This window comes from Collinsella aerofaciens, from assembly GCF_015554145.1.
Lineage (GTDB): Bacteria > Actinomycetota > Coriobacteriia > Coriobacteriales > Coriobacteriaceae > Collinsella > Collinsella aerofaciens_AA.
Map to the genome: position 1 here is coordinate 38,835 of NZ_JADNHZ010000001.1, position 24,878 is coordinate 63,712.

Annotated in this window: 23 protein-coding genes, 2 tRNA genes and 1 riboswitch; of the genes, 1 reads left to right on the plus strand and 24 read right to left on the minus strand. The window is 60.8% G+C overall.

The genetic code is table 11. The annotated features are described in order from the left end of the window. Positions 1 to 180: 180 nt before the first annotated feature. From lysS to asnB, 13 genes are all read right to left on the minus strand, one after another. The gene (gene lysS / locus I2E13_RS00215; protein ID WP_118094802.1) at positions 181 to 2,145 is read right to left on the minus strand and encodes a lysine--tRNA ligase; all 1,965 of its coding nucleotides are present in this window, start codon (positions 2,143 to 2,145) and stop codon (positions 181 to 183) included. 79 nt (positions 2,146 to 2,224) lie between these two features. Then, positions 2,225 to 2,695: a transcription elongation factor GreA gene (gene greA / locus I2E13_RS00220; protein ID WP_006234960.1), complete on the minus strand. Its 471-nt coding sequence runs from the start codon at positions 2,693 to 2,695 to the stop codon at positions 2,225 to 2,227. Positions 2,696 to 2,801: 106 nt separating this feature from the next. Then, the gene (tatA, locus tag I2E13_RS00225) at positions 2,802 to 3,077 is read right to left on the minus strand and encodes a twin-arginine translocase TatA/TatE family subunit (protein WP_195403836.1); all 276 of its coding nucleotides are present in this window, start codon (positions 3,075 to 3,077) and stop codon (positions 2,802 to 2,804) included. 112 nt (positions 3,078 to 3,189) lie between these two features. Continuing rightward, a tRNA-Pro gene (locus I2E13_RS00230) sits at positions 3,190 to 3,266 on the minus strand. A gap of 37 nt (positions 3,267 to 3,303) precedes the next feature. Continuing rightward, complete coding sequence (gene ispE, locus I2E13_RS00235; protein WP_195403837.1) at positions 3,304 to 4,212, minus strand: 4-(cytidine 5'-diphospho)-2-C-methyl-D-erythritol kinase; 909 nt, start codon at positions 4,210 to 4,212, stop codon at positions 3,304 to 3,306. Between the two features lie 2 nt (positions 4,213 to 4,214). Next, positions 4,215 to 4,511 (minus strand): Veg family protein, encoded by a 297-nt coding sequence (locus I2E13_RS00240; protein WP_006234957.1) that lies wholly within the window; start codon positions 4,509 to 4,511, stop codon positions 4,215 to 4,217. Between the two features lie 306 nt (positions 4,512 to 4,817). Further along, complete coding sequence (gene dtd / locus I2E13_RS00245; RefSeq protein WP_195403838.1) at positions 4,818 to 5,264, minus strand: D-aminoacyl-tRNA deacylase; 447 nt, start codon at positions 5,262 to 5,264, stop codon at positions 4,818 to 4,820. A 3-nt stretch (positions 5,265 to 5,267) separates the two neighbouring features. Continuing rightward, positions 5,268 to 5,909: an RdgB/HAM1 family non-canonical purine NTP pyrophosphatase gene (gene rdgB / locus I2E13_RS00250; RefSeq protein ID WP_022094898.1), complete on the minus strand. Its 642-nt coding sequence runs from the start codon at positions 5,907 to 5,909 to the stop codon at positions 5,268 to 5,270. A 143-nt stretch (positions 5,910 to 6,052) separates the two neighbouring features. Then, positions 6,053 to 6,778: a ribonuclease PH gene (gene rph / locus I2E13_RS00255; protein WP_195403839.1), complete on the minus strand. Its 726-nt coding sequence runs from the start codon at positions 6,776 to 6,778 to the stop codon at positions 6,053 to 6,055. A gap of 54 nt (positions 6,779 to 6,832) precedes the next feature. Further along, positions 6,833 to 7,717 carry a glutamate racemase gene (murI, locus tag I2E13_RS00260; RefSeq protein ID WP_195403840.1) on the minus strand — a complete coding sequence of 295 codons (885 nt, stop codon included), beginning with the start codon at positions 7,715 to 7,717 and terminating at the stop codon, positions 6,833 to 6,835. 51 nt (positions 7,718 to 7,768) lie between these two features. After that, entirely contained in the window at positions 7,769 to 8,680 is a 912-nt protein-coding gene (locus I2E13_RS00265; protein ID WP_195403841.1) for an HAD family hydrolase, read from the minus strand. 107 nt (positions 8,681 to 8,787) lie between these two features. Further along, positions 8,788 to 10,350 carry a Mur ligase family protein gene (locus I2E13_RS00270; protein WP_195403842.1) on the minus strand — a complete coding sequence of 521 codons (1,563 nt, stop codon included), beginning with the start codon at positions 10,348 to 10,350 and terminating at the stop codon, positions 8,788 to 8,790. Between the two features lie 112 nt (positions 10,351 to 10,462). Further along, a complete protein-coding gene (gene asnB / locus I2E13_RS00275) occupies positions 10,463 to 12,343 on the minus strand; it encodes an asparagine synthase (glutamine-hydrolyzing) (RefSeq protein WP_195403843.1) in 1,881 nt (626 codons plus the stop codon). A gap of 187 nt (positions 12,344 to 12,530) precedes the next feature. On the opposite strand from asnB, the gene I2E13_RS00280 reads away from it, so the two are divergent. Then, positions 12,531 to 12,606, plus strand: a tRNA-Val gene (locus tag I2E13_RS00280). 611 nt (positions 12,607 to 13,217) lie between these two features. Here I2E13_RS00280 and I2E13_RS00285 read toward each other — a convergent pair. The 11 genes from I2E13_RS00285 to groL form a co-directional block, all read right to left on the minus strand. Then, entirely contained in the window at positions 13,218 to 14,501 is a 1,284-nt protein-coding gene (locus I2E13_RS00285; protein ID WP_195403844.1) for an aminotransferase class III-fold pyridoxal phosphate-dependent enzyme, read from the minus strand. Positions 14,502 to 14,570: 69 nt separating this feature from the next. Then, positions 14,571 to 15,551 (minus strand): acetylglutamate kinase, encoded by a 981-nt coding sequence (argB, locus tag I2E13_RS00290; RefSeq protein ID WP_117806086.1) that lies wholly within the window; start codon positions 15,549 to 15,551, stop codon positions 14,571 to 14,573. 81 nt (positions 15,552 to 15,632) lie between these two features. Next, positions 15,633 to 16,901, minus strand: coding sequence for a bifunctional glutamate N-acetyltransferase/amino-acid acetyltransferase ArgJ (gene argJ / locus I2E13_RS00295; RefSeq protein ID WP_195403845.1), 1,269 nt, complete (start codon positions 16,899 to 16,901; stop codon positions 15,633 to 15,635). 135 nt (positions 16,902 to 17,036) lie between these two features. Further along, complete coding sequence (argC, locus tag I2E13_RS00300) at positions 17,037 to 18,107, minus strand: N-acetyl-gamma-glutamyl-phosphate reductase (RefSeq protein ID WP_195403846.1); 1,071 nt, start codon at positions 18,105 to 18,107, stop codon at positions 17,037 to 17,039. 256 nt (positions 18,108 to 18,363) lie between these two features. Further along, complete coding sequence (locus tag I2E13_RS10865; RefSeq protein ID WP_229057751.1) at positions 18,364 to 18,531, minus strand: hypothetical protein; 168 nt, start codon at positions 18,529 to 18,531, stop codon at positions 18,364 to 18,366. Between the two features lie 54 nt (positions 18,532 to 18,585). Further along, positions 18,586 to 18,774 (minus strand): pyridoxamine 5'-phosphate oxidase family protein, encoded by a 189-nt coding sequence (locus I2E13_RS10870; protein ID WP_271817549.1) that lies wholly within the window; start codon positions 18,772 to 18,774, stop codon positions 18,586 to 18,588. Positions 18,775 to 18,828: 54 nt separating this feature from the next. After that, on the minus strand, positions 18,829 to 19,275 hold the full coding sequence (locus tag I2E13_RS00310; protein WP_195403847.1) for a pyridoxamine 5'-phosphate oxidase family protein: 447 nt from the start codon (positions 19,273 to 19,275) through the stop codon (positions 18,829 to 18,831). Between the two features lie 30 nt (positions 19,276 to 19,305). Continuing rightward, positions 19,306 to 20,106 carry an energy-coupling factor transporter transmembrane component T family protein gene (locus tag I2E13_RS00315; protein ID WP_195403848.1) on the minus strand — a complete coding sequence of 267 codons (801 nt, stop codon included), beginning with the start codon at positions 20,104 to 20,106 and terminating at the stop codon, positions 19,306 to 19,308. Then, entirely contained in the window at positions 20,106 to 22,010 is a 1,905-nt protein-coding gene (locus I2E13_RS00320) for an energy-coupling factor transporter ATPase (RefSeq protein ID WP_195403849.1), read from the minus strand. The genes I2E13_RS00315 and I2E13_RS00320 overlap by 1 nt, the downstream gene beginning before the upstream one ends. Then, positions 22,007 to 22,597 carry an ECF transporter S component gene (locus I2E13_RS00325; protein ID WP_055252299.1) on the minus strand — a complete coding sequence of 197 codons (591 nt, stop codon included), beginning with the start codon at positions 22,595 to 22,597 and terminating at the stop codon, positions 22,007 to 22,009. Before I2E13_RS00325 ends, I2E13_RS00320 begins: the two co-directional genes overlap by 4 nt. 5 nt (positions 22,598 to 22,602) lie before the next feature. Beyond that, positions 22,603 to 22,795, minus strand: a riboswitch (FMN riboswitch). Between the two features lie 368 nt (positions 22,796 to 23,163). Continuing rightward, entirely contained in the window at positions 23,164 to 24,801 is a 1,638-nt protein-coding gene (groL, locus tag I2E13_RS00330; RefSeq protein WP_006234938.1) for a chaperonin GroEL, read from the minus strand. Between the last annotated feature and the right edge of the window lie 77 nt (positions 24,802 to 24,878).

Below are 24,878 nucleotides of genomic sequence, written 5' to 3' on the forward strand. Positions count from 1 at the left end.
TGGCCAAGGCAACGCCGATGTATTGGCAACGTCAGCGAGCGGGCCGCATTTGAGACAAGGTGACGTGAAACGAAAGGGCGCTGACCTTCTGGTCGCGCCCTTGAAGTTGAACGTCAGATTGTCCAAATGCGGCCCGCGCAGCGTCGAGCCGTTACGCGGTTCGTAGAACCGCGTAACTAGTTAGTACATCTTTGCGCCGGCGGGGATGGAGGCGTCGAGCTGGATCAGGTTGAGACGCTCCTCACCATCCTCCTCGTGGATAGCGCTGATGAGCATGCCGCAGCTGGGAATGCCCATCATCTTGCGCGGCGGCAGATTGGTGATGGCGAGCAAGGTCTTGCCGACCAGGTCCTCGGGCTCATAATAACCGTGAATGCCGGAGAGGATGGTACGGTCGGTGCCGGTGCCGTCGTCGAGCGTAAAGTTCAGCAGCTTCTTGGACTTCTTGACGGCCTCGCATGCCTTGACCTTCACGGCGCGGAAGTCGCTCTTGGAGAAGGTATCAAAGTCGACGAACTCCTCAAACAGCGGCTCGACGGCAATCTTGGAATAATCAACCGTGGGCTTGAGCGGCTTGACGAAGGGGCTCGCGGTGTTGCCGGCCTCGGCAGCTTTGGCAGCAGCGGCACCGGACTGGAAACCCTTCTCGGGCTTCATGTGCGGGAACAGCAGCACGTCGCGGATGGAAGCCTGGTTGGTGAGCAGCATGACCACGCGGTCGATACCGATGCCGATGCCACCCGCGGGAGGCATACCGTACTCGAGGGCGCGCACGTAATCCTCGTCGTACTCCATGGCCTCATCGTCGCCACCGGCCTTCTCGGCCATCTGGGCAGCGAAGCGCTCGGCCTGGTCGACCGGGTCGTTGAGCTCGGAGAACGCGTTGGCGTACTCGTGACCGGCGATGACCAGCTCAAAGCGATGGGTCAGGCGCGGATCATCCTCAAAGCGCTTGGCAAGCGGGCTAACCTCGATGGGGTAATCGCACACGAAGGTGGGGTTGACGATGGTGTCCTCGCCCAGCTCGTCATAGATCTCGGCGATGATCTTGCCGGCGGTCCACTCGGGCTTAATCTCCAGGCCCTTCTCGCGTGCGGCGGCAGCAAGCTCCTCAACCGGCGTGTCGATGGTGACCTGCTTACCAATCACGTCAGAGACGATATCGGTCATGGAACGGCTTGCCCACTCACCAGAAAGGTCGATGGTCTGGCCCTGGTACTCAATAACCTCGGGGTTGCCGATAGCCTTGTTAGCGGCCTTAATGACACCCTGGGCGAGCGCCTTCATGCCCTCGAGATCGGAGAAGGCGCGGTAGGCCTCCATCGTGGTGAACTCGGGGTTATGGGTAAGGTCCATACCCTCGTTGCGGAAGATGCGGCCGATCTCGAAAACGCGCTCAAAGCCGCCGACGATGCAGCGCTTGAGGTGCAGCTCGGTGGCGATACGCAGGTAGCACTCCTGATCGAGCGCGTTGAAGTGCGTGATGAACGGCTTGGCAGTAGCTCCGCCCTGGATGGTCTGCAGGATAGGAGTCTCGACCTCCATGTAGCCATCGGACTCCATAAAGCGGCGGAACGTGGAGAGGATCTGCGAGCGCTTGCGGAAGGTCTCGCGAACGTCGTCGTTGGCGATCAGGTCGACATAACGCTGACGATAGCGGGTCTCCTTGTCGGAGAGACCGTGGAACTTCTCGGGCAGCGGGCGAACGGCCTTGGACAGCAGCGTCGCGCTCTTGGGGGCAACGGAAAGCTGGCCACGCTTGGTGCGCACGACTACGCCGGTCACGCCCAGGATATCGCCCAGGTCGAGGGCCTTGAGCGTATTCCAGGCGGCCTCGTCCATATCGTTGATGCGGCAGAACAGCTGGATCTCGCCGGTCGCGTCGCGCACGACGATGAACATGATCTTGCCCTGACCGCGCTTGGCGACCACACGGCCGCCGATCTTCACGACGTCCTCGGTGTCCTCGCCATCGGTGAGCTCGGCGTACTTAGTCTCGATGTCGACGACGTAGTCCTCAATCTCGGAGTGCTCGGGATAGGGGTTCTGGCCCGCCTCGAACAGGGCGGCGCGCTTGGCCAGGCGGGTGGCGCGCTCGTCGTTGAGCGTCGATGCCTGATCGGCGGCGTTCTGGTTCTCTGCCATAAGTTAGCTCCTCAAATTAAAACGCTCCCCAGGATTCGGTCCCAGGGAGCGAAAACATACCTTTACGCGGGACCGTGGTCTAGCGTGCGATCTTGGCGATGGTGTAGACGCGAGTCTTGCCGGAAGGCGTAACGACCTCGACGGAGTCGCCCTCGCCGTGACCAATGATGGCGTGGCCGACCGGAGACTCGTTGGAGATCTTGTGCTCGAGCGAGTTGGTCTCGGTGGTACCGACGAGCGTGACTTCCATGACCTCACCGTTGGGATCGATCAGAGAAACGGTGGAACCGATGGAGACGGTCAGATCGCCCGTGGTGGCAGCAACCTGAGCGTTGGCGAGGATGGCCTGAATCTCGGCAATGCGAGCAGCATTCTGGGCCTGCTTGTCCTTGGCGGCGTCGTACTCGGAGTTCTCCGAAAGGTCGCCGAACGCGCGGGCTTCCTTGATGTCCTCGACGATCTCCTTGGCGTAATCGCCCTCACGCCAAGCGAGCTCCTCGACGAGCTTCTGGCGGCCCTCAGCGGTCAGTACGATCTGGCTTGCGTCCATACGGATATCTCCCCAACTATGATGTAACGATCAACTGTCAACAAAACGAAAAAGACCGGCTAGCCTGCGGGCAAGCCGGTCAGGTGCTCACCCCAAAGGGATGGGACTACTCTGCGTCCGCGTCGCTGTCCTCTGCCTTCTTTTGCTTGGCAGCAGCGAGCTTGGCCTCGAGCTCTGCGATCTCCTTGTCCTCCTCGGACTGCTCGACCACGACCTCCTCGGCCTGCTTGGTTTCGCCCTTATCGTCGCCCTCCATACCCTCGCGGATATTCTTGACGGTAGAGCCGAGGGACTTGCCGAGCTTCGGCAGGTTCTTGGGCCCGAAGATAATCAGGACAACAACGAGAATAATGATGAGCTCAGGAGCCCTCAGTCCAAACATGTAGACCTCCACAATACAGCGAGACAAGCTCGAATGAGTATACCGCGGGTGTCGCGGTATCACAACAATAGCTAAAAAAAGGGACCGCAAGAAGCGGTCCCTCCTCATGCTCTGGTCGGGTTGACTGGATTTGAACCAGCGACCCCTGCGTCCCGAACGCAGTGCTCTACCAAACTGAGCCACAACCCGTTAGCTCGACTATAGTAACAAAGATTTCCGTCGTGTGCTAGAGAAATTTTAATTTCTTTGGCGCTTCAATGCGAACCGTGTTGGGAATGAGCTCCGTCGCGCAGGACCACCAGCCGTTTTGCAGGGCAGCGTCGGCAAGCCTTTCGGCCGTGGCGGCGGTGTCGCAAATGGCAAACGAGCAGGCACCCGATCCGCACACATCTACAGCAACCGTGCCGTCCTGTTTACGCAGCCAATCGAGAACCATTTGAATCTGCGGCTCCATCTGTGCGGAAATGACACCTAGGTTGTTATGGATGAGCGCATATGCCGTCTCGGCATCACCAGCACGCAAGGCAGAAGCTATCGCGCCGGGCTTGTCTGCAGGCACCGGGGCCTCGTCAAAACGTCGATAGGCTTCAATTGTCGAAACACTTGCCTCGCGCGGCTTGACCAACACGACGGGCGTTGCGGGCAGCGCGGGATACTCAGTTGCCAGCACGTCTCCCCCACCTACGTAGAACGCAGGGCTCGCGTGCAAAAAGAACGGGACGTCAGCACCAATACCCCGCGCAATGTCGTCGAGCGCGGGGTCGGTGCGATCAATTCCCCAGAGCTCCGCCAAGGCGACAATGACCGCGGCCGCATCCGTCGAGGGGCCGCCCAAGCCGGCGCACAATGGAATGCGCTTCTCAATCGTCACGCAGATGTTTGCCTCGCGACCATAATGCTCGGCCATAGCAACCGCAGCCCGATACGCCGTATTCTTTTGCATGGGAAAATCTGATGCCGGAACCGTCTGGACGGTCAGCGCCTGCGCCGGCGCGACCGTCACGGAATCGGAAAGACCGACGGCTGCCATCAGGGAATCGACCCTGTGGTAGCCGCGGTCATCGCGCTCGGTATGAACCCCCAGGTAGAGGTTAATCTTTGCCGGCGCGGAAAGAGTCAGGGACCGATCGGTCACCGCTAGTGCTCCTCGAGCTGGTTGCCGAGCGGGGTAAAGATATGCTCGCCGCTCTCGGGGTCGAACAGTTCGACCTGCCCGGTGAGGACATCGATATACTGGTAGGACTGACGCGACTTGCGGCCGCGACGTTCGTCAACCTCGACGATAAAGACGGCGGGGTGGACGCTCTTGATGGTGCCCATGCGCTCGACGACGCGGGTGCGGCCCATGTTGGCCTTCACCTTGACGCGATCGCCCACCATATCGGTCAGCTTCTCGTGGATGTCGTCGACGTGATTGACTTCCATCTCTTCCATGAACAGGGCCTCCAGAAGGTGCAATTCAAAAAGGGGATAATACCCCTAAGATAGACAAAACTCTAATACTATAGCACCCTGCTGCCGCCATACGCAAGTAGCTAAATAAGCCCCGTCCCAAATACGTACCAGACGACAACCTCGCATGACCAGTTCACGTCAGCGAACGACCACCATTCGAGCCAAGGTGTCGCGAAAGAGGAGCGACGCGTACTTTGGTACGCGAGCGACGGTTTGAGCGACAGATTGGCCGAATGGTGGCCGTGCAGCGTCGAGTAGTTACGCGGTTTGGTAAAACCGCGTAACCTAAAGGCTGTCGGTATCGAGGACGATGGTGAATGGGCCGTCGTTGACGAGGTCGACTTTCATATCGGCGCCAAAGATGCCATGCGCCACGTGTTCGACATCTTGACGAACGAGCGTCAGGAAGTACTCGTAGAGCTCGTTGGCGACATCGGGGGCGCCGGCATCCGTAAACGATGGGCGGCGGCCGTGACGGCAATCGGCGAACAGCGTGAACTGCGACACTACGAGAACCTCGCCGTCGACATCGGCAAGTGCCAGGTTGGTCTTACCGTTCTCGTCCTCGTTAATGCGCAAGCCGCGGAGCTTGCCCCACAGCTTATCGGCCTCGGCGCGCGTGTCGCCGTGGCCCACGCCCAGCAGCACCAGATAGCCGCGCCCAATTTTGCCCACGCACTCGCCGTCGAACGTTACGCCGGCGTTGAGTACGCGCTGCACCACCGCACGCACGGCCTACTCCTCGCCCGTCAGTTTGGCGGACAGATGCTCGAGCGCGTGGAAACGATGGCTGATGGCGTTCTTCTCGTCCGCCGTCAGCTCGGCCATGGTCTTGCCCGGCGTGTCGACCGGCAGGAACAGCGGGTCATAGCCAAAGCCGTGATCGCCGCGGCCCTCGTGTGCGATAACGCCCTCGCAGGCGCCCTCGCCATAGGTGACCAGACCATCCGTGTCGATAAGCGCAACGACGCTCATAAAGCGCGCGGTGCGGTCCTCGTCCGCCACGCCTTCCAGGTTAACGAGAAGCTTGGCGTTGTTGGCGGCATCGTCTCCGTGCACGCCCGCATAGCGCGCGCTATACACGCCCGGCTCGCCGTCAAGCGCGTCGACGACCAAGCCAGAATCGTCGGCGATGGCCATGAGCCCCGTCTCTTCGACGGCAGCCTGCGCCTTGATGATGGCGTTCTCCAAAAACGTCGTGCCGTTTTCCTCGGGGTCCTCAAAATCGCCCAGCTGGCCGAGCGCCACAAAGCGAACCTCGGGCATGACCTTGCCTAAAATGGCCTCGATCTCGGTGAGCTTATGGGCGTTGCCCGTTGCCACGACAATGGTCGCCGCCGGGTCGAGGGTGTCGATGTCGATCTTCTCAAGTGCCATGAGTGGTCTCCTTGTCTCTATAGCAATGCCGCGCCGAGGGCGACGAGGGCCTCCGCCTCTCCCCTCTCAATCAACGGCAGTCTTATACTTCGACGTTTTCCCAGATAAAACCTGCCAAAATAAACCTGTCCCTTTTTGGCAGGTTAGGCGATGGCTTGGCGCTGAAGCTCGATGAGCTCGGCGATGCCTTTGTCGCCCAGGTCGAGCAGGGCGTTGAGGCGTTTGCGGTCGAAGGGCGCCTGCTCGCCGGTGCCCTGGAGCTCGATCATCTCACCGGTGTCGGTGGCGACGAGGTTCATGTCGACCTCGGCGTGGCTGTCCTCGGAATAATCGAGGTCAAGCAGCGTATTGCCGTCGACAACGCCCATGGAGATGGCAGCCACCTGGCCGGTAAGCGGGATGCGCTCGATCTTGCCCGCCTCGACCCACATGGCGAGGGCGTCGTGCAGCGCCACCCAGGCGCCGGTAATGCTCGCCGTACGCGTACCGCCATCGGCCTGAATCACATCGCAGTCGACGGTGACGGTGTACTCGCCGAGCGCTTTCATGTTGACGACGGTACGCAGGCTGCGGCCAATGAGGCGCTCGATCTCCATGGAGCGACCCTTGCGGTTGGCATGCTCGCGCTTGCAGCGCTTGCCGGTCGACGTCGGCAGCATGGCGTATTCCGCGGTCACCCAGCCGGCCTTAGCTCCCTTTCGCCAGCCCGGCACGCCCTCCTCGATAGTGGCGGCGCACAACACGCGCGTGTCGCCAAACTCGGCCAAACACGAGCCGTGGGCGTGCTTCATGACGCCACGGGTGAGCTTAACGGGGCGCAACTCGTTGACGGCGCGGCCGTTGGCGCGGTTGACCTGCATGTACTCCATAGAAAAATCCTTTCGGCAAAAGGTGTGGCGAAGGCTCTGACGGCGGCCTTACATCTATTTCAGCTCATCGATATCGATATGCTCAATGCTCTTGAGCGGCTGACCAAAGATAAAGCTGCCCGCCACCGCAAACTCGGCAATGTTATCGGCCGTCGTGGCAAAACGATGCTGCGGCTCGGCGGCGACGCCCGCCAGCTGCTCACGGCGCGTGAGGATATCGGTCAGCTCGCGGGTGGTCTCCTCGGCGGAGCTCACCACGCGTACCCCGGGTCCTAGCGCATGGCGGATGGGACCCACCAGCAGCGGGAAGTGCGTACAGCCGAGCACCACGGTATCGATGCCACGATCGTGCAGCGGCTCGACTGTGGCGCCGACCAGCGCGCGAACGGCTGGCGTATCAAAAATATCCTCGTTCTCGAGCCACTGCTCCTGCAGATGCGCGCCCGAGGCGAGCTCATGCTCAACGACCTCGACAAAGCTCGAAGCCGGGCAGCCATACACATCGACACCAGCATCCAAATCCTGGATGGCACGCGTGTAGGCGCCCGAGCGAATGGTGAGGTTGGTGGCGAGCACGCCCACGCGACGCGTGCGCGTGCTGTTAATGGCGGCGCGTGCGCCCGGGGCGATCACACCGATCACGGGAACGTCGAGCACTTGTTGAGCCAAACGCAAGGCCGCGGCGGTCGCCGTGTTGCAGGCGATGACCATAATCTTGACGTCGTGCTTCGACAGCCAACGGCCCGCCTGCAACGCAAACGAGCGCACCTCATCCTCGGTGCGCGTGCCGTAGGGGCAGCGTTTGGTGTCGCCGAAGTAGTAGACGGACTCATGCGGCAGCGCCGTCGCAATCGCGCGCGCAACCGTCAGACCGCCCAAACCAGAATCGAACACGCCAATCGGGCGCGTGTCGCCTGCCGGATTCTCGATATCGGACATTACCTCACCAGTCTCTCTCGAAAAGACATGTCCAAGTGCGGCGACGCCGCGCTACGAACGCGCCGCGACCAGCAGCTCTGCCGTCGCCGCCCAACCGTCGACAATTTTGCCGCGCGTAACGAAAGCGTTCTCGCAAGCAGCCAGGAACTCGGGCGCACCGGCGCTTGTCAGGCCGTTCTCGACCAGGCAGAACATGCCCACATGGTCGGCCATGTAGAAGTCGGACTCGGAGTCGCCGAGCGCAAGCGTCTCCTCGCGCTCGATCCCCAGGTGCTCGCAGAAGCGCGCAATGGCAACGCCCTTGTTGAGCCCCGCGGGGTTGATGTTGAATGCGCGGCCGTCCTCGACGCGATTAAGCTCAAGCGTCGTCGGCTTGGACAGGTGAGTCAGATGGCCGTTGCAAGCCCAGACCAGACCGCAGCCGGCCTCGTCGAGGATGGCCTGGACCTCATCGTCGGGCACATCGCCGCGCATGCCGACGGTGACCTCACGGTACTTGTAGCCGGTCGACATGTCGTTGTGGTACTCGATCTTGTGCGGCCAGCGGGCGAGGATCTTCTCGCACACGCCGGTCTGCTCGATCACCTGGTGCGGCGTGAGACCGCAAGAGGAGTCGTAGGGCATATCGCCGGTCAGATACTCCCAATCGTTGGCCTTGAGGTCGTACATGATCAGGCCACCCATCTCGCCGATGTAGGAATTGAGGCCGAGCACGCGCGCATCCTCGTGGATCATGGTGCGGTTGCGGCCCGAGGTGGGAACCACCTGAATACCAGCGCGGGCAAGTGCTACGACGGCCTCGACGAGTTTGGTCGAGGGATTGCCGTCGTTGTCGCGCAGCACGCACGAGCCGGGTGCGAGCATCGTGGCATCTAGGTCGGTAAAGACGTACTTGACCTTGGCCAAGCGCTCGCGCATCTCGCCCGAAAGCTCGGCAACGGTCGGCAGGGTGTTGTGGGACATGGTTACTCCGTTTACGTAGAAGGGTTTGGGCTTGGACGGCATGTTTTGATTGAGGGAACACGCTTATGGCGACAGCGCACTCAGGGCGCCGCCGCCATCATGGTTCATTAGTCAAACTGGGTAACATCGATCAGGCGATTGGCCAACGAAAGGTCGCTCTCGATAGGCACGAACTCGTCACCCACGTGCATGAGCTCCTCGTCACCCTTTGCCAGCAGCAAGACAATGGTGGGAGCATTGGGGCTGACGTACTCCTCGCGCGCCGCCTTGAACGCCGCATGCACAGCGGCTTCGCGATCGAGGATGATTTCGTTCGGCGTATCGTCGGGAACATGCTCGGCAAGCTCGCGACAGACCTTCATCGGGTCCTCGTGAGCCGGGTCCTCGTTGGCAAAGATCATCAGGTCGGAATATGGTGCGGCCTCGCGCGGAAGCTGCTCGCGGCGCTCCTGCGCCTTGCCGCCGGCAGCGCCAAACACTGCAATGACTGGACTAGCGGGAAACGCGCGCTTGACCGACGAGAAAAGCGAACGGAACGAAAGCTGGTTGTGCGCATAGTCTACGACGCAGATCACGCGGCCGTCCTTCGACTCCACGACCTCCATACGGCCCGGCACACGCAGTTTGGAGAGGCCCTTCTTGATAGCCTCGATACCGATGCCGATCTCGTGCGCAGCGGCGATAGCGACCAGCGCGTTCTCCACGTTAAAGTCTCCCGCGATACCCAGCAGGACCTTTTCCCCCGCCTCGGACTCGTCGGCACACAGGCCATGCAAGTTGAACTCGATGCTAAAGCCGACCATGCGCACATCGCTCGCCCACAGGCTTGCCTCGGGATGCTCGACGCCAACGGTCACCAAGCGCTCGGCCGTCGACGCTGCCTCCAGCACACGGTCAACCTCTTCGGTGCCCAGATTCACCACGGCGGTCTTTGCCTGGTCAAAGATCCTGAGTTTGCTCTCAAAATAATCCTCAAACGTGGGGTGTTCGATCGGCGAGATGTGGTCACGGCCGATGTTGAGGAAGCACGCCACGTCAAACGGCAGATTCTCGACGCGTTGGTACTTGAGCGCCTGGCTCGAGACCTCCATGACCATGGACTGGCGACCGGACTCACGGCAGTTGGCGATATGGCGCCAGACCTCTGGGGCCTCGGGCGTGGTATTGGTGCTCTCGTAGCACTCGATACCATCGTCGGTACTCACCGAGCCGATCATGCCGCAGGACTCGCCCGCCGCTTTGATAATCGACTGGAGCATAAAAGCGGCCGTGGTCTTTCCCTTGGTACCGGTGATGCCCACGATCTTGACGTCGTGGTCGGGACGGTCGTAGACCTCCGGCGGCAACAGGGCCATGGCCGTGCGAACGCTATCAACAACCAGCATCGCAGCACCCCTCTCCTGCGCCAGCGGCTCCAGAGACTCGACCAGCGACTCTTCGCACACAAATGCGACGGCACCCGCATCGAGCGCCATGCTCAAAAACGCGGGCTTAAAGGCAGCACCTTTGCAAAAGAACACGTCACCTGCCGAGACCGCGCGCGAATCAAACGAGCAGCCGGTCACGGCACGCTCGTCAACCTGCTCTGATGCGCGCAGCTCGCCGCACACGTCGAGAAGCTTGGCAAGCGTATCGACCGTGGTCACGGTCGCGGAATCCGAATGGTGCATCTTTCACCTTTCTCAGCCATTTGGCAGGGACGGTTTTTATAGTAACCGAAACGCACCCACGCAAAAACGGCTCCCGGAGGAGCCGTTACGCGCAGGCGTTCGTAAGCCGAGGCTAGGCAGCCTGAACAGCGGGCTGGTCCTCGTCGATAAAGAAGCGCTTGTACCACACCAGGAACACGAGCGGCGTATAGATCTTGCGCTGGAAATCGCCCTTGCCCGCAAAGTGCAGATCGAGCAGGTGCATGAGCTCGTCGGTATCGAAGAACTCGCTTGCCCACGGCGCGGTGAAGTACTCCTTGACATAGTCGTGCCACTTTTGCTCGCGCAGCCAGTAGACAATCGGCACCGGGAAGCCCACCTTGGGACGGGTGGCCCACTCATCGGGCAGTGACTTGTTGGCAGCGTGGCGGAGTACCTGTTTGTTGCCGTTCTCGTTGATGCGGTAGCGGTCGGGAATGTGCTCGGCGAACTCCATGACTTTGCGGTCCAGGAAGGGCACGCGCAGCTCCAGCGAGTGCGCCATGCACATCTTGTCGGCCTTGAGCAGAATGTCGCCCGGGAGCCACATGTTCATGTCCAGGTACTGCTTCTTGACCAGCTCGGGCTGACCCTTCACGCGCGCATAGATGGGAGCGGCAAGCTCGAAGGCGCCATCGCCGGTGTTGTACTCGGGCTTGAGCACGCCGTCGACCTCGCGCTCCGGCCATACCAGAGCCTGTCCCAGGAACGACTTCTCAGGGATCTCGGCGCCCTTGATCAGAAAGTTATGTCCCTTGAAGTACGGCATATGCAACGCCAGGTTACCGAGCGCGCGACGGATGGGCAGCGGCACCATCTTTTTGTACTTGCGGACCGGGACCGTGTCCTCGTAGTAGGCGTAGCCGCCAAAGAGCTCGTCGGCACCTTCGCCCGAAAGCACGACGGTGACGTCCTTGCGGGCCATCTCGGCCAAGAACCACAGCGGCACGGAAGACAGGTTGGACTGCGGCTCGTCCATGTGATACTGGATGTCCTCGAGCGCACCGAAGAACTCGTCGGCGGTAATCATCTTGCGGACATTCTCGACGCCGAGCTTGTCAGAAAGTTCCTTGGCGTAGTTGGTCTCGTTGAAGTTCTTGTAATCGAAGCCCACCGAGAAGGTCTTGTCGGGCATAAGGCAAGCGGCGATGTAGCTGGAGTCGACGCCACCGGAGAGAAACGACGCGACCTTGACGTCGGCGATGCGATGGGCCTCGACGCTCTCGTGCACGACCTCGTCCAGCTCATCGACATACTCTTCGAACGGCTTCTCGACGGCAGAGTAATCGCAATCCCAGTAGCGCTCGATGTTCATCTTGCCGGTCGGGATGTCTACGGTAAAGTAATGCGCCGGCGGCAGCTTGTAGACACCCTCGAAGAAGGTCTCCTCGGTTGCCGAATACTGCAGCGTCATGTACGGACGCAGGGCCTTTTTGTTGACCGCCTTGTGGAAGTGCGGGTAGTCCAGGAAGCTCTTGATCTCGGAACCAAAGAGCACGCCCGGAGCGCCGTCGCCCGCATCGGCCATGGGATAGTAGTAGAGCGGCTTGATGCCAAAGATATCGCGGGCGCCAAAAAGCTTGTTCTTCTTCTTGTCCCAGATGACGAAGGCGTACATACCGCGCAAGCGATCGAGTACGGCCTCGCCCCACTCCTCGTAGCCGTGCAGGAGGCTCTCGGTGTCGGCGCCGCAGTGGAACTTGTAGCCCTTGGCCTCGAGCTCGGAGCGAAGCTCCTGGAAGTTGTAGATCTCGCCGTTGAAGACGATAACGACGCTGCCGTCCTCATTGGCCATGGGCTGAGCGCCGGCCTCGGTCAGGTCGAGGATCGACAAGCGGCGGAAGCCGAGGGCAACGCGGCCGTCGATAAACTGACCGCCCATGTCGGGACCGCGATGGACGATGCGGTCCATCATCTTGGTGAGCACCTCGGATTGGTTATCCGTCCCACCGACAAAACCGACAAAACCGCACATATACTATCCCCTCTGCTGTTGCTGGGCATCAAATCGAATCAGTAGCTTTTGAGTATACCCGAGGGCGTAAAGAGGGGCGGAATGTTCAGGCAATCTCAACTGAATCAGCTCCGCTGTGACACGCGCCGGTTACCTTTAATGGATATGAGATGAATGAGGCGATTGTTTTGCTATACTCTCTCCGCACGGGCGATTGGCGCAACGGTTAGCGCAGGTGCTTTACACGCACAAGGCTGGGGGTTCGAATCCCTCATCGCCCACCACTGATTTGGAAACGGTCCTCGAAAGGGGACCGTTTTTTGTTTGGGCCTATTTCATGGGATTCGAACCCGCAAGGGTGCGGAGCTGAGGAAACGCGAAGCGTTTTCCAGCGCAGCACGCGAGGGCCGTAGGCCCGAAGCGAGAGCGGGCGGCGTCAGCCGCACGCGACATCCCTCATCGCCCACCACTGAGTTGTTAGGCCTCCAGCGATGGAGGCCTTTCCTTTTTTCAGGCCCAGCGCATGGGATTCGAACCCGCCAGCACGTCCGTCACAAAGGCCGTGGCCAAAAAATGGCAAAAATGAGTACTGCTACCTTGCTTACAACATATCAAAAGATTGTATTTGCTTACGTTACGCAACATATGTCCATTATAAGGACTAACAATCGGATCAAAATCGTGCGTTCATCGCCATTTCGACTTGCCATCTTGCCTTATTAGTCCAAAATTGCTGCGACCAAATCGGTAACAGTACTCATATTTAATGTTTTTTGACCAGCAGGTCTCCCTGCCTTAGCAAATCTAAGGCAAAACGGGCTCCAGACCGCCGAATCATGCCACGTAGACACGTCCGCAGTCCGGAACCCGGTCAAAATTAAGTTATTGCGCCGCGTTAGCCCAAGACACCCGACAGGATCTCGATTAGGCTGTCCACGTCGGCCTCTTCGCACACGAGCGGCGGCAGGAAACGCAGCGTATGAGCACCTGTAGCGTTAATCACGGCACCGGCGGCCAGCGCGCGGGCAACTATATCATGCGCGTCGCCCGCGGCATCATCCAGGTCGCAGCCGAGCATCAGGCCACGGCCACGCACCTCTACCACATGCGGAAGCTTAACCAGCGCCTGCTCCATATAGGCGCCTACCTTGGCAGCATGGTCGGCATAATCGCCGCGCACGAGCGCGGAGAGCGTCGCGGCGCACGCCGCGATGGCCAAGCAGCTACCGCCAAAAGTCGAACCGTGATCGCCGGGCTTAAACACGTCGGCGATCTCTTTCTTTGCCACGACGGCACCCATGGGCACGCCATCAGCAATGCCCTTGGCAAGGCTCATGATGTCGGGCTCCACGCCATAGGTTTGGAATGCGAACGGCTTGCCGGAGCGGAAGATGCCGCACTGGACCTCGTCGGCGATAAGCACGGCGCCCACTTCATGTGCCAAGTCGCGCGCTGCCGCCATAAACTCCTCGGTCATGGGGTGCACGCCGCTCTCACCCTGGATCGGCTCGAGCATCACGGCACAAATTTCGCTCCCCAGCTGCTTAAAGATCGCACGCAGTTCATCGATATCGTTGGGCGTGCAGGCCACAAAGCCACCCGGCAGCGGGCGGAAACTATCCTGCAGCCAATCCTGCATGGTGGCGGCAATGGTCTCGAGCGTACGGCCGTGGAAGCCGCCGCGCATGCACACGATGGTGTTGCCGCCGTTACCGGCACGCTTGGCGTACAGGCGCGCGAGCTTCATCGAGCCCTCGTTGGCCTCGGCGCCGGAGTTGGCAAAGAAGGTCTCCCACACCTGCTCGTCCGCAGCCGGGGCACCAAGAGCAGCTGCCGTGGTCTCATCGCCGGCGGCAATGGCATCGGCAAGCACGCGCGCACCATCTACGTCGTCGTTGGCAAGCTTGGACAGCAGCGCCGCGACCTGTCCGCGCTGCTCAATGTAGAAGTAATTGGAGACATGCATGAGCTTTTTGGTCTGTGCCTCGAGCGCCGAGAGCACAGCCGGGTCGCCATGACCCAGGCTGCACACGCCGATGCCGGCAAGAAAGTCGAGGTACTCACGGCCATCGTCGCCGGTGAGCTTCATGCCGTGGCCCTCGACAAACTCGACCGGAGAGCGGCCAAAGGTATGCATAACGTAATGGGATTCAAGCGATTGCTGAGCTGCAAGTGACATGGGATGCCTTTCGTTGAGCGCCGGACGGCGCAGGCCTATGGGTGCAGGAATGGGGCGGCTGCGGGTCAGTTAGACCGTCTGAAGCTTCTCGACCTCGTCGAGGTTCTCGGTCAGACGCGCAGCAAACGTCGAAAGCGGATGCGGATGCGTATCGAACTCGTAAGCCGTCTCGGTGGAGTGGATCACGGTACCGACGCCGGCGTCGGTCAGCAGCTCCAGCAGCAGCGAATGCGGCGTGGTACCGTTGATGATGTGAGCGCGAAATACGCCTCCGGCAAGCGCATCGACGGCAGCACGCAGCTTGGGAATCATGCCCTTATCGACCTCGCCGCCGTAGAGCATCTCATTGACCTCATCGAGCGTCAGATTGGAGATAAGTGAATCCTTGTCGCTAAAGTCCTTGTACAGGCCGTCGACGTCGGTCAAAAAGATCGCCTTATGCGCATGCAGCGCCGCCGCAACGGCACCGGCGGCGGTATCGGCGTTGATGTTGAAGAAACCGCCGTCCTCCCCCGCCGCGACGGTAGCGATAACGGGGATGTACTCGCTATCGAGCAGGCGCTCGATATAGTCGGTGTTGACGTGCGTGACCTTGCCCACGCGACCGAGCTCGGGGTCGAGCGGCTCGGCGATGAGCGTGCCGGCATCGCTGCCCGACACGCCCACGGCCAGGTTGCCGTGGTGGTTGAGCGCCGCGACCAGCTCCTGGTTGACCTTGCCGCCCAGTACCTCGCGCACGATATCCATAGTCGCCGGCGTGGTCACGCGCTGGCCGTTCTTAAACTCGACGGGAATATCGTAATGGCTCAGCGCCTCGTTGATGGCCTTGCCGCCACCGTGCACGATAACGGGGCGCATGCCGATGATCTTGAGCAGCACGATGTCGCTCATCACGTCGCGGCGCAGCTGCTCGTCGACCATGGCGGCTCCGCCATATTTGATAACAACCGTCTTGCCGGTCAGGTTCTTAATCCACGGCAGTGCCTCGAACAGCAGCTGCGCGGTCGCTTCGTTGGATTCGCTCGAACGACAATCGCGTGCGAATTTCATAATCTGCCTCGTCTTTCGTGTAGCTATCGCGCCGTGCTCCGCTGTTCGCAATCGCGGCAAGATGCGCAGCGTGCCTGGAATCTAGGAACGGTAGTCGCCGTTAATGGAGATGTACTCGTGCGTGAGGTCGCAGGTCCACACGGTGGTCGCCGCGTCGCCCGCGCCCAGGTCTGCCGAGATCACAATCTCGGACGCCTCAAAACGTCGCAGAGCCTCGTCCTCGTCAAAGGAAACAGTCAGACCGTCGCGACAGACAGGCATGCCCATCATGTCGATGGAAACGTCTTCCTGATTAAACTTCACGCCGCACTTGCCAAGCGCCATAGCAACGCGGCCCCAGTTGCAGTCGTGGCCGGCGATGCAGGTCTTAACGAGCGGCGAGTTGGCAACGGCACGGGCGGCGATATCGGCCTCCTCATCGTTCACGGCGCCGGTAACGTTGACCGTAACAAGCTTGGATGCGCCCTCACCATCGGCGGCGATATTGCGCGCCAGGCTCTCGCACACCTCGTGTACGGCAAACGCCAACTCGTCAAAGGCATCGGAGCCCTCGACGATAGGCTCGGCATCTGCGGCAGCGGCGCCGGAGGCAAGCATGATGCAGGTGTCGTTGGTCGAGGTGTCGGAATCGACCGTTACCTTGTTAAAGGTCTGCTTGACGGTCGAGAGCAGCAGGGCATGAAGTGCCACAGGCTCGACGGGGGCATCGGTGGTGATAACTGCGATCATGGTGGCCATGTTGGGCATGATCATGCCCGAGCCCTTGCACATTCCGCCTACCGTATAGACATTGCCCGCATGACCCGCAGCCTCACTGACGTAGGATACGGCGTACTCCTTGGAGTGCGTGTCGGTCGTCATGATGGCGCGAGCGGCATCGGCGCCACCGTGGGTGGAGAGCGCCTCGTAGGCAGCAGGAATGGCGGTCTCAAACGTGTCGATCGGCAGAATCTGGCCAATCACACCCGTGGAGGCAACCAGAATCTGCTGGGGCTCGCAGCCGATGACCTGCGATGCGATGCTGCACGTCTCGCGCGCGCAGGCAAGGCCGGTCTCACCCGTGGCGGCGTTGGCATTGCCAGAGTTGACCGAAACACCGGCGATGATACCGTAGCCCTTGTCGGCACCGCCCAGGTTGGCACGGCTCACCTGCACGGGCGCCGCGCAAAAGCGATTGGTGGTAAACACGCCGGCACCGGGACAGGGTTTATCGGGCACGACGAGCGCGTAATCCAGACGCTCGGGGTTCTTGCGGAACCCAGCGTGGATGCCTGCGGCTTTAAAACCAGCCGCAGCCGTAACGCCACCCTCGACGGCGCGAATCTTGATATCAAACAGCTCGGTATTCATCGTCTTTACGACTCCTTATGTCAAACAAAAAAACGGACATCGGTTGGTGCGCCATGCCAGTCGTGATCATGAGACCAGCTTAAGAGTGGCGCCCCACTCGATGCCCGACTACCAAATCGTTAACAATCGAATGTGCTACACCGGGCACGCCACTGTGGGCAAGCCTCGTCGCTCGTCAAAGCCAAAGACGATGTTGGCGCACTGGACCGCTTGGCCCGCAGCGCCCTTGCACAAATTGTCGATAGCACCCGTCGCCACCAGCACGCCCGCGCGCTTGTTGAGCGCGAGGCCAATCTGGGCAGCGTTGGTGCCGACGACCGAAGCCGTCTTGGGCTGCTGGCCGGCATCGAGTACGCGCACGAAGGTGCGACCGGCGTAGAACTGCTTGTAATGGTCGACGACGTCCTCAAGGGTCAAGGTATCGATAGCCTGCGGCGTAAGCGGCATCGTCACCGTAGAGAGCAGACCGCGCTTGAGCGGTGCCAGGTGCGGGGTAAAGACGACGCAATCGGTTAGGCCAAGGATTTGCTCAATCTCGGGCGTATGACGATGCTTGCCCACGCCATAGGCCTCCAGGTTTTCGTCCGCGCTGCAAAAATGGGTGCGGGCGTTGCAGGACTTACCGGCGCCCGTCACGCCGCTGATAGCGTCAACGATCACGGGGCCACTCTGGGCAACCCAGCCGGCGCGCACGGCGGGCGCGGCGGCAAGGCTCGTTGCGGTGGGATAGCAACCGGCGCAGGCGACCAGCACGGGTTTGCCGTTAGCATGGTCGGATGCGGCGGTCTCCAAGTCTTGGCAGAACAGCTCGGGCAGACCGAAGGCACGGGTCTTGAGCAGATCGGGGCTCGTATGCTCGGCGGCATACCATGTCTCAAAGACGGACGCGTCGTTCAGGCGGTAGTCGGCCGAAAGATCGAAACAGGAAACGCCCGCGGCAAGCAGCGCGGGCACCTGTGCCATGGCAGCCGTGTGCGGCACGGCAAGAAAAACCGCATCGCAGCTCTTAAGCTCGGGGGCGTCATGCGTGGTGAAAACCAGATCGCTCACGCCAGCAAAGCTCGGATACACCGCAGACAACGGCTGGCCGGCATCGGCGTTGGACGTAATGGCAGCAAGTTCAAACTCGGGGTGACCGAGGACGAGGCGAATGAGCTCGGCGCCGGCATATCCAGCCGCACCGACGATTCCAACCTTTACAGACATATCAGACTCCTTGTCTGCAGTTATGCACCAATGCGCATCCCGCAGCCGTCGTTATGAAGTGGGTTGAAACTTTAACACCAAAAGATGCATATATACGCAAATCTTTTGCATATTCATGCATTGAAACATTCCCGACACATTCGCTTGAAGGAATTGACAAATAGAGCGGGCCCCGTATTGACCGACGCTCCTAACGGCGCCGGGCAATACGGGGCCCGCCCATGCGAAAACCAAGTTGTTAGGATGAGCCAGCTGGCTAGAGCTCGACCGGCACCCATTCGTCATGGTTGCAGATAAAGGCCTCGGGTTTCTCTACGCTAAAGAAGACGAGCGTGGGGTCGTTAGGCCCCTCATAGTGCTCGCTCAAGCGCTCAAGATGTTTCCATCCCGCCTCGCGCATATCGGGAGCGGCCTGGTCATCCAAGCCGACACGCCCGCGCAAGATGAGCCAGCCATGGCCCGGCCACCAACTCGTGGCCTAAAAACGCTGATTTTGCAGCAGCTCTTGCCACACGTCTTTGGTGCGCGCCGTCACAAACCACAGCTTACCGTCCTGAATCTGAGCAAACGAAAATGGGCGTACATGTGGCTGCCCGTCTACGCTCGTCGCCAAGTACCACGCCGGCACCGACGTCAGATACTCCAAAACCGTATTCAATCCGTCCACGTTTCCTCCTGTCGCCTGACCAGTCTTTTTGGAATGGGTAGTCAATTTGGGAAATTAGAGCCCCAGGCGCTCCTCGCTGCCGTCGATATCACAGAAGCGCGCGGCAATGTTGCGGACCGAAAAGAAAGCAAGGCGGCCGTCGTTGGCACTCTCGTGTTTCTCGCCAATACCCACCATGTGCTTAAAGCCTGCCTGGCGCACCTTGTCGCTCACGGCCGCATCATCCTCGAGCGCGGCCTCGCCGGTCAACACGATCCAACATTCCCCCGGCTTCCAGCCCGAGAGCTCGAACTTGGGATTCGCACTCAGCTCCGCCCACACGTCCTTGTCGCGCGACGTGCAGAACCACAGTTTGCCGTCATCGACCATGGCAAACGAGAACGGCCTTACGCGCGGCTGATGCCCGTCGCTCGCATCGGTCGTGGCAAGATACCACGCCGGAATGCGCCTGAGATACGAACAGGCGCGCTCGAGCTGAGCCATGCGGTCGTTGTCGGTCATAGGGACCCCTTTCTTGCGCTCGAATCGCGCCTAAACAAGTTGAAGATTGATGACGATGACGCAGATGAGCAACAACGCCGTCACCACCGCCGCCAACGCATCGCCGCGGCCAAATGCAAGCGCATGCAGGCGCGTGCGGCCCTGCTCGCCGTGATAGCAGCGTGCATCCATGGCAGCAGACAGCGTCTCGGCATGGCGGAACACACCCGTGAACAGCGGGATCGCCACACTGCCGAGCATACGCACGCCGCCGAGCGGGCCTCCCGTCACGCGCGCACCGCGGCTCGCCTGCGCATCGGCCGTCTGCTTCATCTCGGTGGCAAACTGCGGCATAAAGCGCAACGCGATGCCCATGATCATGCCGAGCTCATGCGCGGGGAGCCCCACGCGCGCAAACGGTGCGAGCAGACGCTCAAAGCCCGCGGTGAGGTCGAGCGTAGGCGTGGTGAGCGTAATGGCGCTCATGCCGGCCATCATCAGGGTCAGGCGACACGCCATAAAGGCGGCAGAACGCAGTGAGCCCTCGCTTATCTGCAGAAAGCCGAGCTGCCACAGGATGCGCCCACTCTGATCGGTAAACAAGTTGAGCACCGCGACCACGACGACGATTGCCAGCAGCGGCGCCATCGATGACAGGACGCGACGAGCCGGCACCCGGGACACGGCATAGATCAGCACAACGAAAATTGCGACCGGTGCCAGTCCGCGGAAGCCGCCGACGGTCAGCGTCGTGATCAGAAACACAAAGCCCAAGAGCAACTTAGTTCGCGGGTCTAGGCGGTGGATCGCACTATCGCCGGGATAGTAGCTGCCAAACGAAAACGCCTCCATTAGCAGCCCTCCTCTCGCGCAACCGTCTTGGATTTAGCAATGTCCGCGACGTTAGAAGGACCGCCCGAGCGACCGATTAGCAGGTCCACCAACTCGTCTGCCAGCGACTCAACCGTATAGAGGCCGTCAAAGCGCAGCGGCACGCCTGCCTTCGCAAGCGCCAGCGCCATGCGCTGGGCAGCGGGGACACCCAAGCCGATCGATTTAAGCTCATCCGCATGCGCAAAAACCTGCGCGGGGGTTCCCTCGGCAAACACCGCACCTTCGTTCATCACGACGATACGGTCGCAGCAATTGGCCAGGTCATCCATACTATGCGAAACCATGACAACGGTCAGGCCATCGCGGTGAAGTCGATCGATAAGCTCAAGGAAATCCCTGCGCGCAGCCGGATCGAGCCCCGCCATGGGTTCATCGAGCACCAGGACTTCGGGCCCCATGGCGAGCACACCGGCGAATGCCACACGCCGTTGCTGACCGCCCGAAAGCTCGAAGGGACTCTTGTCGCCGACCGTGGAAAGGTCGAGGCCCACGCGCGAGAGCGACGACTCGACGCGACGGTCGACTTCATCTTGCGGCAAGCCAAGGTTGTGCGGGCCAAACGCCACGTCCTGCGTCACGGTTTCGGCAAACAGCTGACGCTCGGGATATTGAAACACCACGCCGACCTTGGCCTTAACCGCGGCGGCGTCTTTCTTGTTTGACAGATCGAGCCCCAGTGCGCGAACGAATCCCTCCTGGGGGCGAATCAAACCGTTGAGATGCTGGACCAGCGTCGACTTACCCGAACCGGTATGACCTGCCAAGCCCAGGAACTCGCCGCGACGCACCGTCAGCGATACATCGCGCAGCGCCCACGGGCTGCTGGGGTCGTTTCCCCAGAGAGCCTGTTTGCTCGATTTGCCCGCAGTGGCCGAGCGCTTGCGCCATCGACGGCGCTCGCGGGCACTCAGCGAGTAACTATGCGAGAGGTGCGAAATCTCGATGACGGGCTCCGACACGGCTGTCCCGTCGGTTGCAGAGGAGACGTTGTCGAGCACACGAGAATCGGATGCAGAAGGCCGCCCTGCGGTGTCTTCCCCACTCCGGTCGGCATATACCTGCGCAATCTCGGCGACCATATCCGCCTCGCGCACCTGCGCATGAACGGGCACGCCCTTCGCACGAAGTGCCATGCCCAAGCAGCACGACGCCGGCATATCCAGGTTGAGCTCCACGAGCCCATCTGCCCGCGTCAGAATCTCCTCGGGCGTACCGAGCATGGCAACGCGCCCCGCCCGAAACACCGCGACACGATCGGCCTCGGCGGCCTCTTCCATAAAGTGCGTAATCATCACTATGGTCATGCCGCGTTCGTGCAGCACGTGACAGGCCTTCATAAGGCCCTTGCGCCCGCGCGGATCGAGCATCGAGGACGCCTCGTCCAAAATGAGCACGCGCGGTTCCATGGCGAGCACACCGGCAAGCGCCACGCGCTGCTTTTGACCGCCCGAAAGTGCATGGGTCTCGTGGCGCTCAAAGCCCACCAGGCCCACGCCCTTCAGCGCCTCGCGTACACGCTGCGCAATTTGTGCCGATGGCACGCCAAGGTTTTCGGGACCAAACGCAACGTCATCTTCGACAAGCGTTGCCACCAGCTGGTCATCGGGATTCTGGAATACCATGCCCGCGGTCGAACGAATGTCGTAGACCAGCTCGGGGTCGGACGCATCCATGCCATCGATGCGCACCGTGCCGGCATCGGGCTGCAGCAACGCATTCAGATGCTTGGCAAACGTCGACTTGCCCGACCCATTGCCACCAAGGATGCAGAAAAACTCGCCATCCTCGATGTTCAGATCGATGCCGTCGAGCGCTTTCGCAGCGCCGTCGTAGCTAAATGAGATGCCCCGACACTCAATCATGCGCGACCTTTGACCTGATCCTTTTTAGGCGTGATGAGGTTGGAGACTGCCTTATACACCGCCAGCGTCAACACCGAGTTAAGCACGGTCTTGATGAGATTGAACGGCAGCACGGCGGGAATCATGAGCGGGGCGATCACATCGACCGAGCCATACCAGAACCAAACACCAATAGTAAGGTTTGCGACCATAGACAACGCTGTAGCGGCAATAACGCCGAGCACTAGGCCAATCACGGCACCCTTATAGGTATGCATCTTCTGGTAGACGATAGCCGCGGGCAGAATATAACCCAGCGTAGCCACCAGGTTCATAAGCGCACCGACCCAGTCACCCGTGGTGAGCGCATGGATAACGATCGCCATGGCGGCAACAGCAGTGCCGGCGCCAGGGCCATACGCAAACCCGCACACCATCGCCGGCACCAGCGACGGGTCATACGTCAAAAACGGCGCCGAGGGAAGAATGGGCAGCTGCACATACATAAACAGGGCACCCAAGGCGCACATCAGCGCCATGGTAACGAGCTGTTTGGTGCTCCACCTATTCGTGTTCTCAAAATGAATATGCTGCGACTGTTCAGACATAAGATCACCTGCCTCTTTCATCCGGACTCTAACCGTTGGTACTGGGATCTCACCAGTTCAGCCGGCATGCGAACCAACACACACACGGGTCGCGGACTCATCGGCTCAAACACAGGCACCTCGCCTGCGCCACGGCACCCCTTTGGCACCGCCCGATTTACCGCCAGTGGGGAATTCCACCCCGCCCTGAAACAGCAATTGCAAGTGTAGCACGAGCAATCGTTCGCGCAAGTATGCCGAGGGTAATTTGCGGCGGAGATCATTTGCCGCAACAACCACGTTCCCCACCCATCCCAAAGTAACGCGCCTTTCGCGCAAAGCGCGAAACAGCGAAGGGGATACGTATCCCTATCGACCACGTCCTTCTCCGCCCGCCGACCTCAAGGCCGTAAACATAGGGGATCCGGGGGCGGGACGGGGTTTCTCTCCGGAACATTCCGCAGGACGCAAAGAGGCTCCGCAGCGCGAAGCGCGATGCGGAGCCTCTTTGCATGTCCGAGGACGTTCCGGAGAGAAACCCCGTCCCGCCCCCGGATCCCCGGTGGGAGTTCTAGACCTTGTCGGCCTTAGTACATACCGCCGCCCTGCTGACCAGCGGTGGCAGCAGCGATAGCGTCCTCAAGCTGAGTGTTCTTGGGCACATCGGAGACGGTAGCCTCGGTGATGAGAATCAGGCTGGCGACAGAAGCAGCGTTCTGCAGGGTGACGCGGCTGACCTTGACGGGGTCGAGGACGCCCATCTCGATCATGTCGCCCCACTCGCCGTTGGCAGAGTTGAGACCCTGGCCGGCGGGCAGCTCGGCAACCTTGTCGACCACGACAGCGCCCTCAAAGCCAGCGTTCTTGGCGATGGTGGCGACCGGAGCGGTCAGAGCCTTCTTGACGATATCGACGCCAATCTTCTCCTCGGGGTCGTCGATCTCGACAGCATCGAGCGCAGGAGCAGCGTCCATGAAGGCGACGCCACCGCCGGCGACGATGCCCTCCTCGACAGCAGCGCGGGTAGCCTGCAGGGCATCCTCAACGCGGTGCTTGATCTCCTTGAGCTCGGACTCGGTAGCAGCGCCGACCTTGATGACGGCAACGCCACCGGAGAGCTTGGCCAGGCGCTCCTGGAGCTTCTCACGGTCGAAGTCAGAGGTGGTGTTCTCCATCTCGCCCTTGATCTGAGCGATGCGGGCGTCGATGGCCTCCTTGGAGCCAGCGCCGCCGACGACGACGGTGTTGTCCTTGGAGATGGTGACGGACTTAGCGGTACCGAGCATATCAGCGGTGATGTCAGCGACCTTCACGCCCAGCTCGTCCAGGGCAGCCTGGCCACCGGTGAGGACGGCGATGTCCTCCAGGATGCGCTTGCGGCGATCGCCGTAGCCCGGGGCCTTGACGGCGCAGACGTTGAGGGCGCCACGGATCTTGTTGAGGACGAGGGTCGGCAGAGCCTCGCCATCGATGTCCTCAGCGATGATGAGCAGGCCACGGCCAGCGCGCTGGACAGCCTCGAGAACAGGCATGATGTCCTGGACGCTGGAGATCTTCTGGTCGGTGATGAGGATGTACGGATCCTTCATCACGGCCTCCATGCGGTCGTTATCCGTGACGAAGTAAGCGGAGACATAGCCCTTGTCGAACTGCATGCCCTCGACGGTGTCGATGGTGATGTCGAACGTCTGGGAATCCTCGACGGTGATGACGCCATCCTTGCCCACGACCTCCATGGCCTCGGCGATCTTCTCGCCGACCTCGGGGTCACCGGCGGAGATGGTACCGACGGAAGCAATCTGCTCCTTGGTCTCGACCGGCTTGGCCTGCTTCTTCATCTCGGCGACGGCGGCGTTGACGGCCTTGTCGATGCCGCGACGGATGGCCAGCGGGTTGGCGCCAGCGGCGACGTTGCGCAGACCGTCGTTGACGATGGCTTGAGCGAGCAGGGTTGCGGTGGTGGTGCCGTCACCCACGGTGTCGTTGGTCTTGGTGGCGACCTCCTTCACCAGCTGAGCGCCCATGTTCTCGATGTTGTCCTCGAGCTCGATCTCCTTGGCGACAGAAACGCCGTCGTTGGTGATGGTCGGAGCACCGAACGTGCGCTGCAGCGCAACGTAGCGGCCCTTGGGGCCCATGGTGACGGTAACGGCGTCGGCCAGAGTGTTGACGCCCTTGGCAAGCTTAGCGCGGGCATCGGTGTTGAACGTAATGTTCTTTGCCATGGTAGGTAATCCTCCAAAAGAAATGTGACTCGCGTCGCCGCTTCCGAGTCCTATGCGGCGGGCGCGTTCAAAGACGA

Coding starts and splice junctions, on each gene's coding strand:
- greA (WP_006234960.1), bottom strand. CDS start 2,695: ATGGACGCAAGCCAGATCGTACTGACCGCTGAGGGCCGCCAGAAGCTC.
- argC (WP_195403846.1), bottom strand. CDS start 18,107: ATGTCTGTAAAGGTTGGAATCGTCGGTGCGGCTGGATATGCCGGCGCC.
- groL (WP_006234938.1), bottom strand. CDS start 24,801: ATGGCAAAGAACATTACGTTCAACACCGATGCCCGCGCTAAGCTTGCC.
- murI (WP_195403840.1), bottom strand. CDS start 7,717: ATGTCCGATATCGAGAATCCGGCAGGCGACACGCGCCCGATTGGCGTG.
- rph (WP_195403839.1), bottom strand. CDS start 6,778: ATGGAGTACATGCAGGTCAACCGCGCCAACGGCCGCGCCGTCAACGAG.
- I2E13_RS00265 (WP_195403841.1), bottom strand. CDS start 8,680: ATGTCCCACAACACCCTGCCGACCGTTGCCGAGCTTTCGGGCGAGATG.
- I2E13_RS00285 (WP_195403844.1), bottom strand. CDS start 14,501: ATGTCACTTGCAGCTCAGCAATCGCTTGAATCCCATTACGTTATGCAT.
- tatA (WP_195403836.1), bottom strand. CDS start 3,077: ATGTTTGGACTGAGGGCTCCTGAGCTCATCATTATTCTCGTTGTTGTC.
- argJ (WP_195403845.1), bottom strand. CDS start 16,901: ATGAATACCGAGCTGTTTGATATCAAGATTCGCGCCGTCGAGGGTGGC.
- I2E13_RS00310 (WP_195403847.1), bottom strand. CDS start 19,275: ATGACCGACAACGACCGCATGGCTCAGCTCGAGCGCGCCTGTTCGTAT.
- I2E13_RS00240 (WP_006234957.1), bottom strand. CDS start 4,511: ATGGAAGAGATGGAAGTCAATCACGTCGACGACATCCACGAGAAGCTG.
- lysS (WP_118094802.1), bottom strand. CDS start 2,145: ATGGCAGAGAACCAGAACGCCGCCGATCAGGCATCGACGCTCAACGAC.
- I2E13_RS00315 (WP_195403848.1), bottom strand. CDS start 20,106: ATGGAGGCGTTTTCGTTTGGCAGCTACTATCCCGGCGATAGTGCGATC.
- I2E13_RS00270 (WP_195403842.1), bottom strand. CDS start 10,350: ATGCACCATTCGGATTCCGCGACCGTGACCACGGTCGATACGCTTGCC.
- I2E13_RS00325 (WP_055252299.1), bottom strand. CDS start 22,597: ATGTCTGAACAGTCGCAGCATATTCATTTTGAGAACACGAATAGGTGG.
- argB (WP_117806086.1), bottom strand. CDS start 15,551: ATGAAATTCGCACGCGATTGTCGTTCGAGCGAATCCAACGAAGCGACC.
- asnB (WP_195403843.1), bottom strand. CDS start 12,343: ATGTGCGGTTTTGTCGGTTTTGTCGGTGGGACGGATAACCAATCCGAG.
- rdgB (WP_022094898.1), bottom strand. CDS start 5,909: ATGGCACTTGAGAAGATCGACATCGACACCCTCGACCCGGCGGCGACC.
- I2E13_RS00320 (WP_195403849.1), bottom strand. CDS start 22,010: ATGATTGAGTGTCGGGGCATCTCATTTAGCTACGACGGCGCTGCGAAA.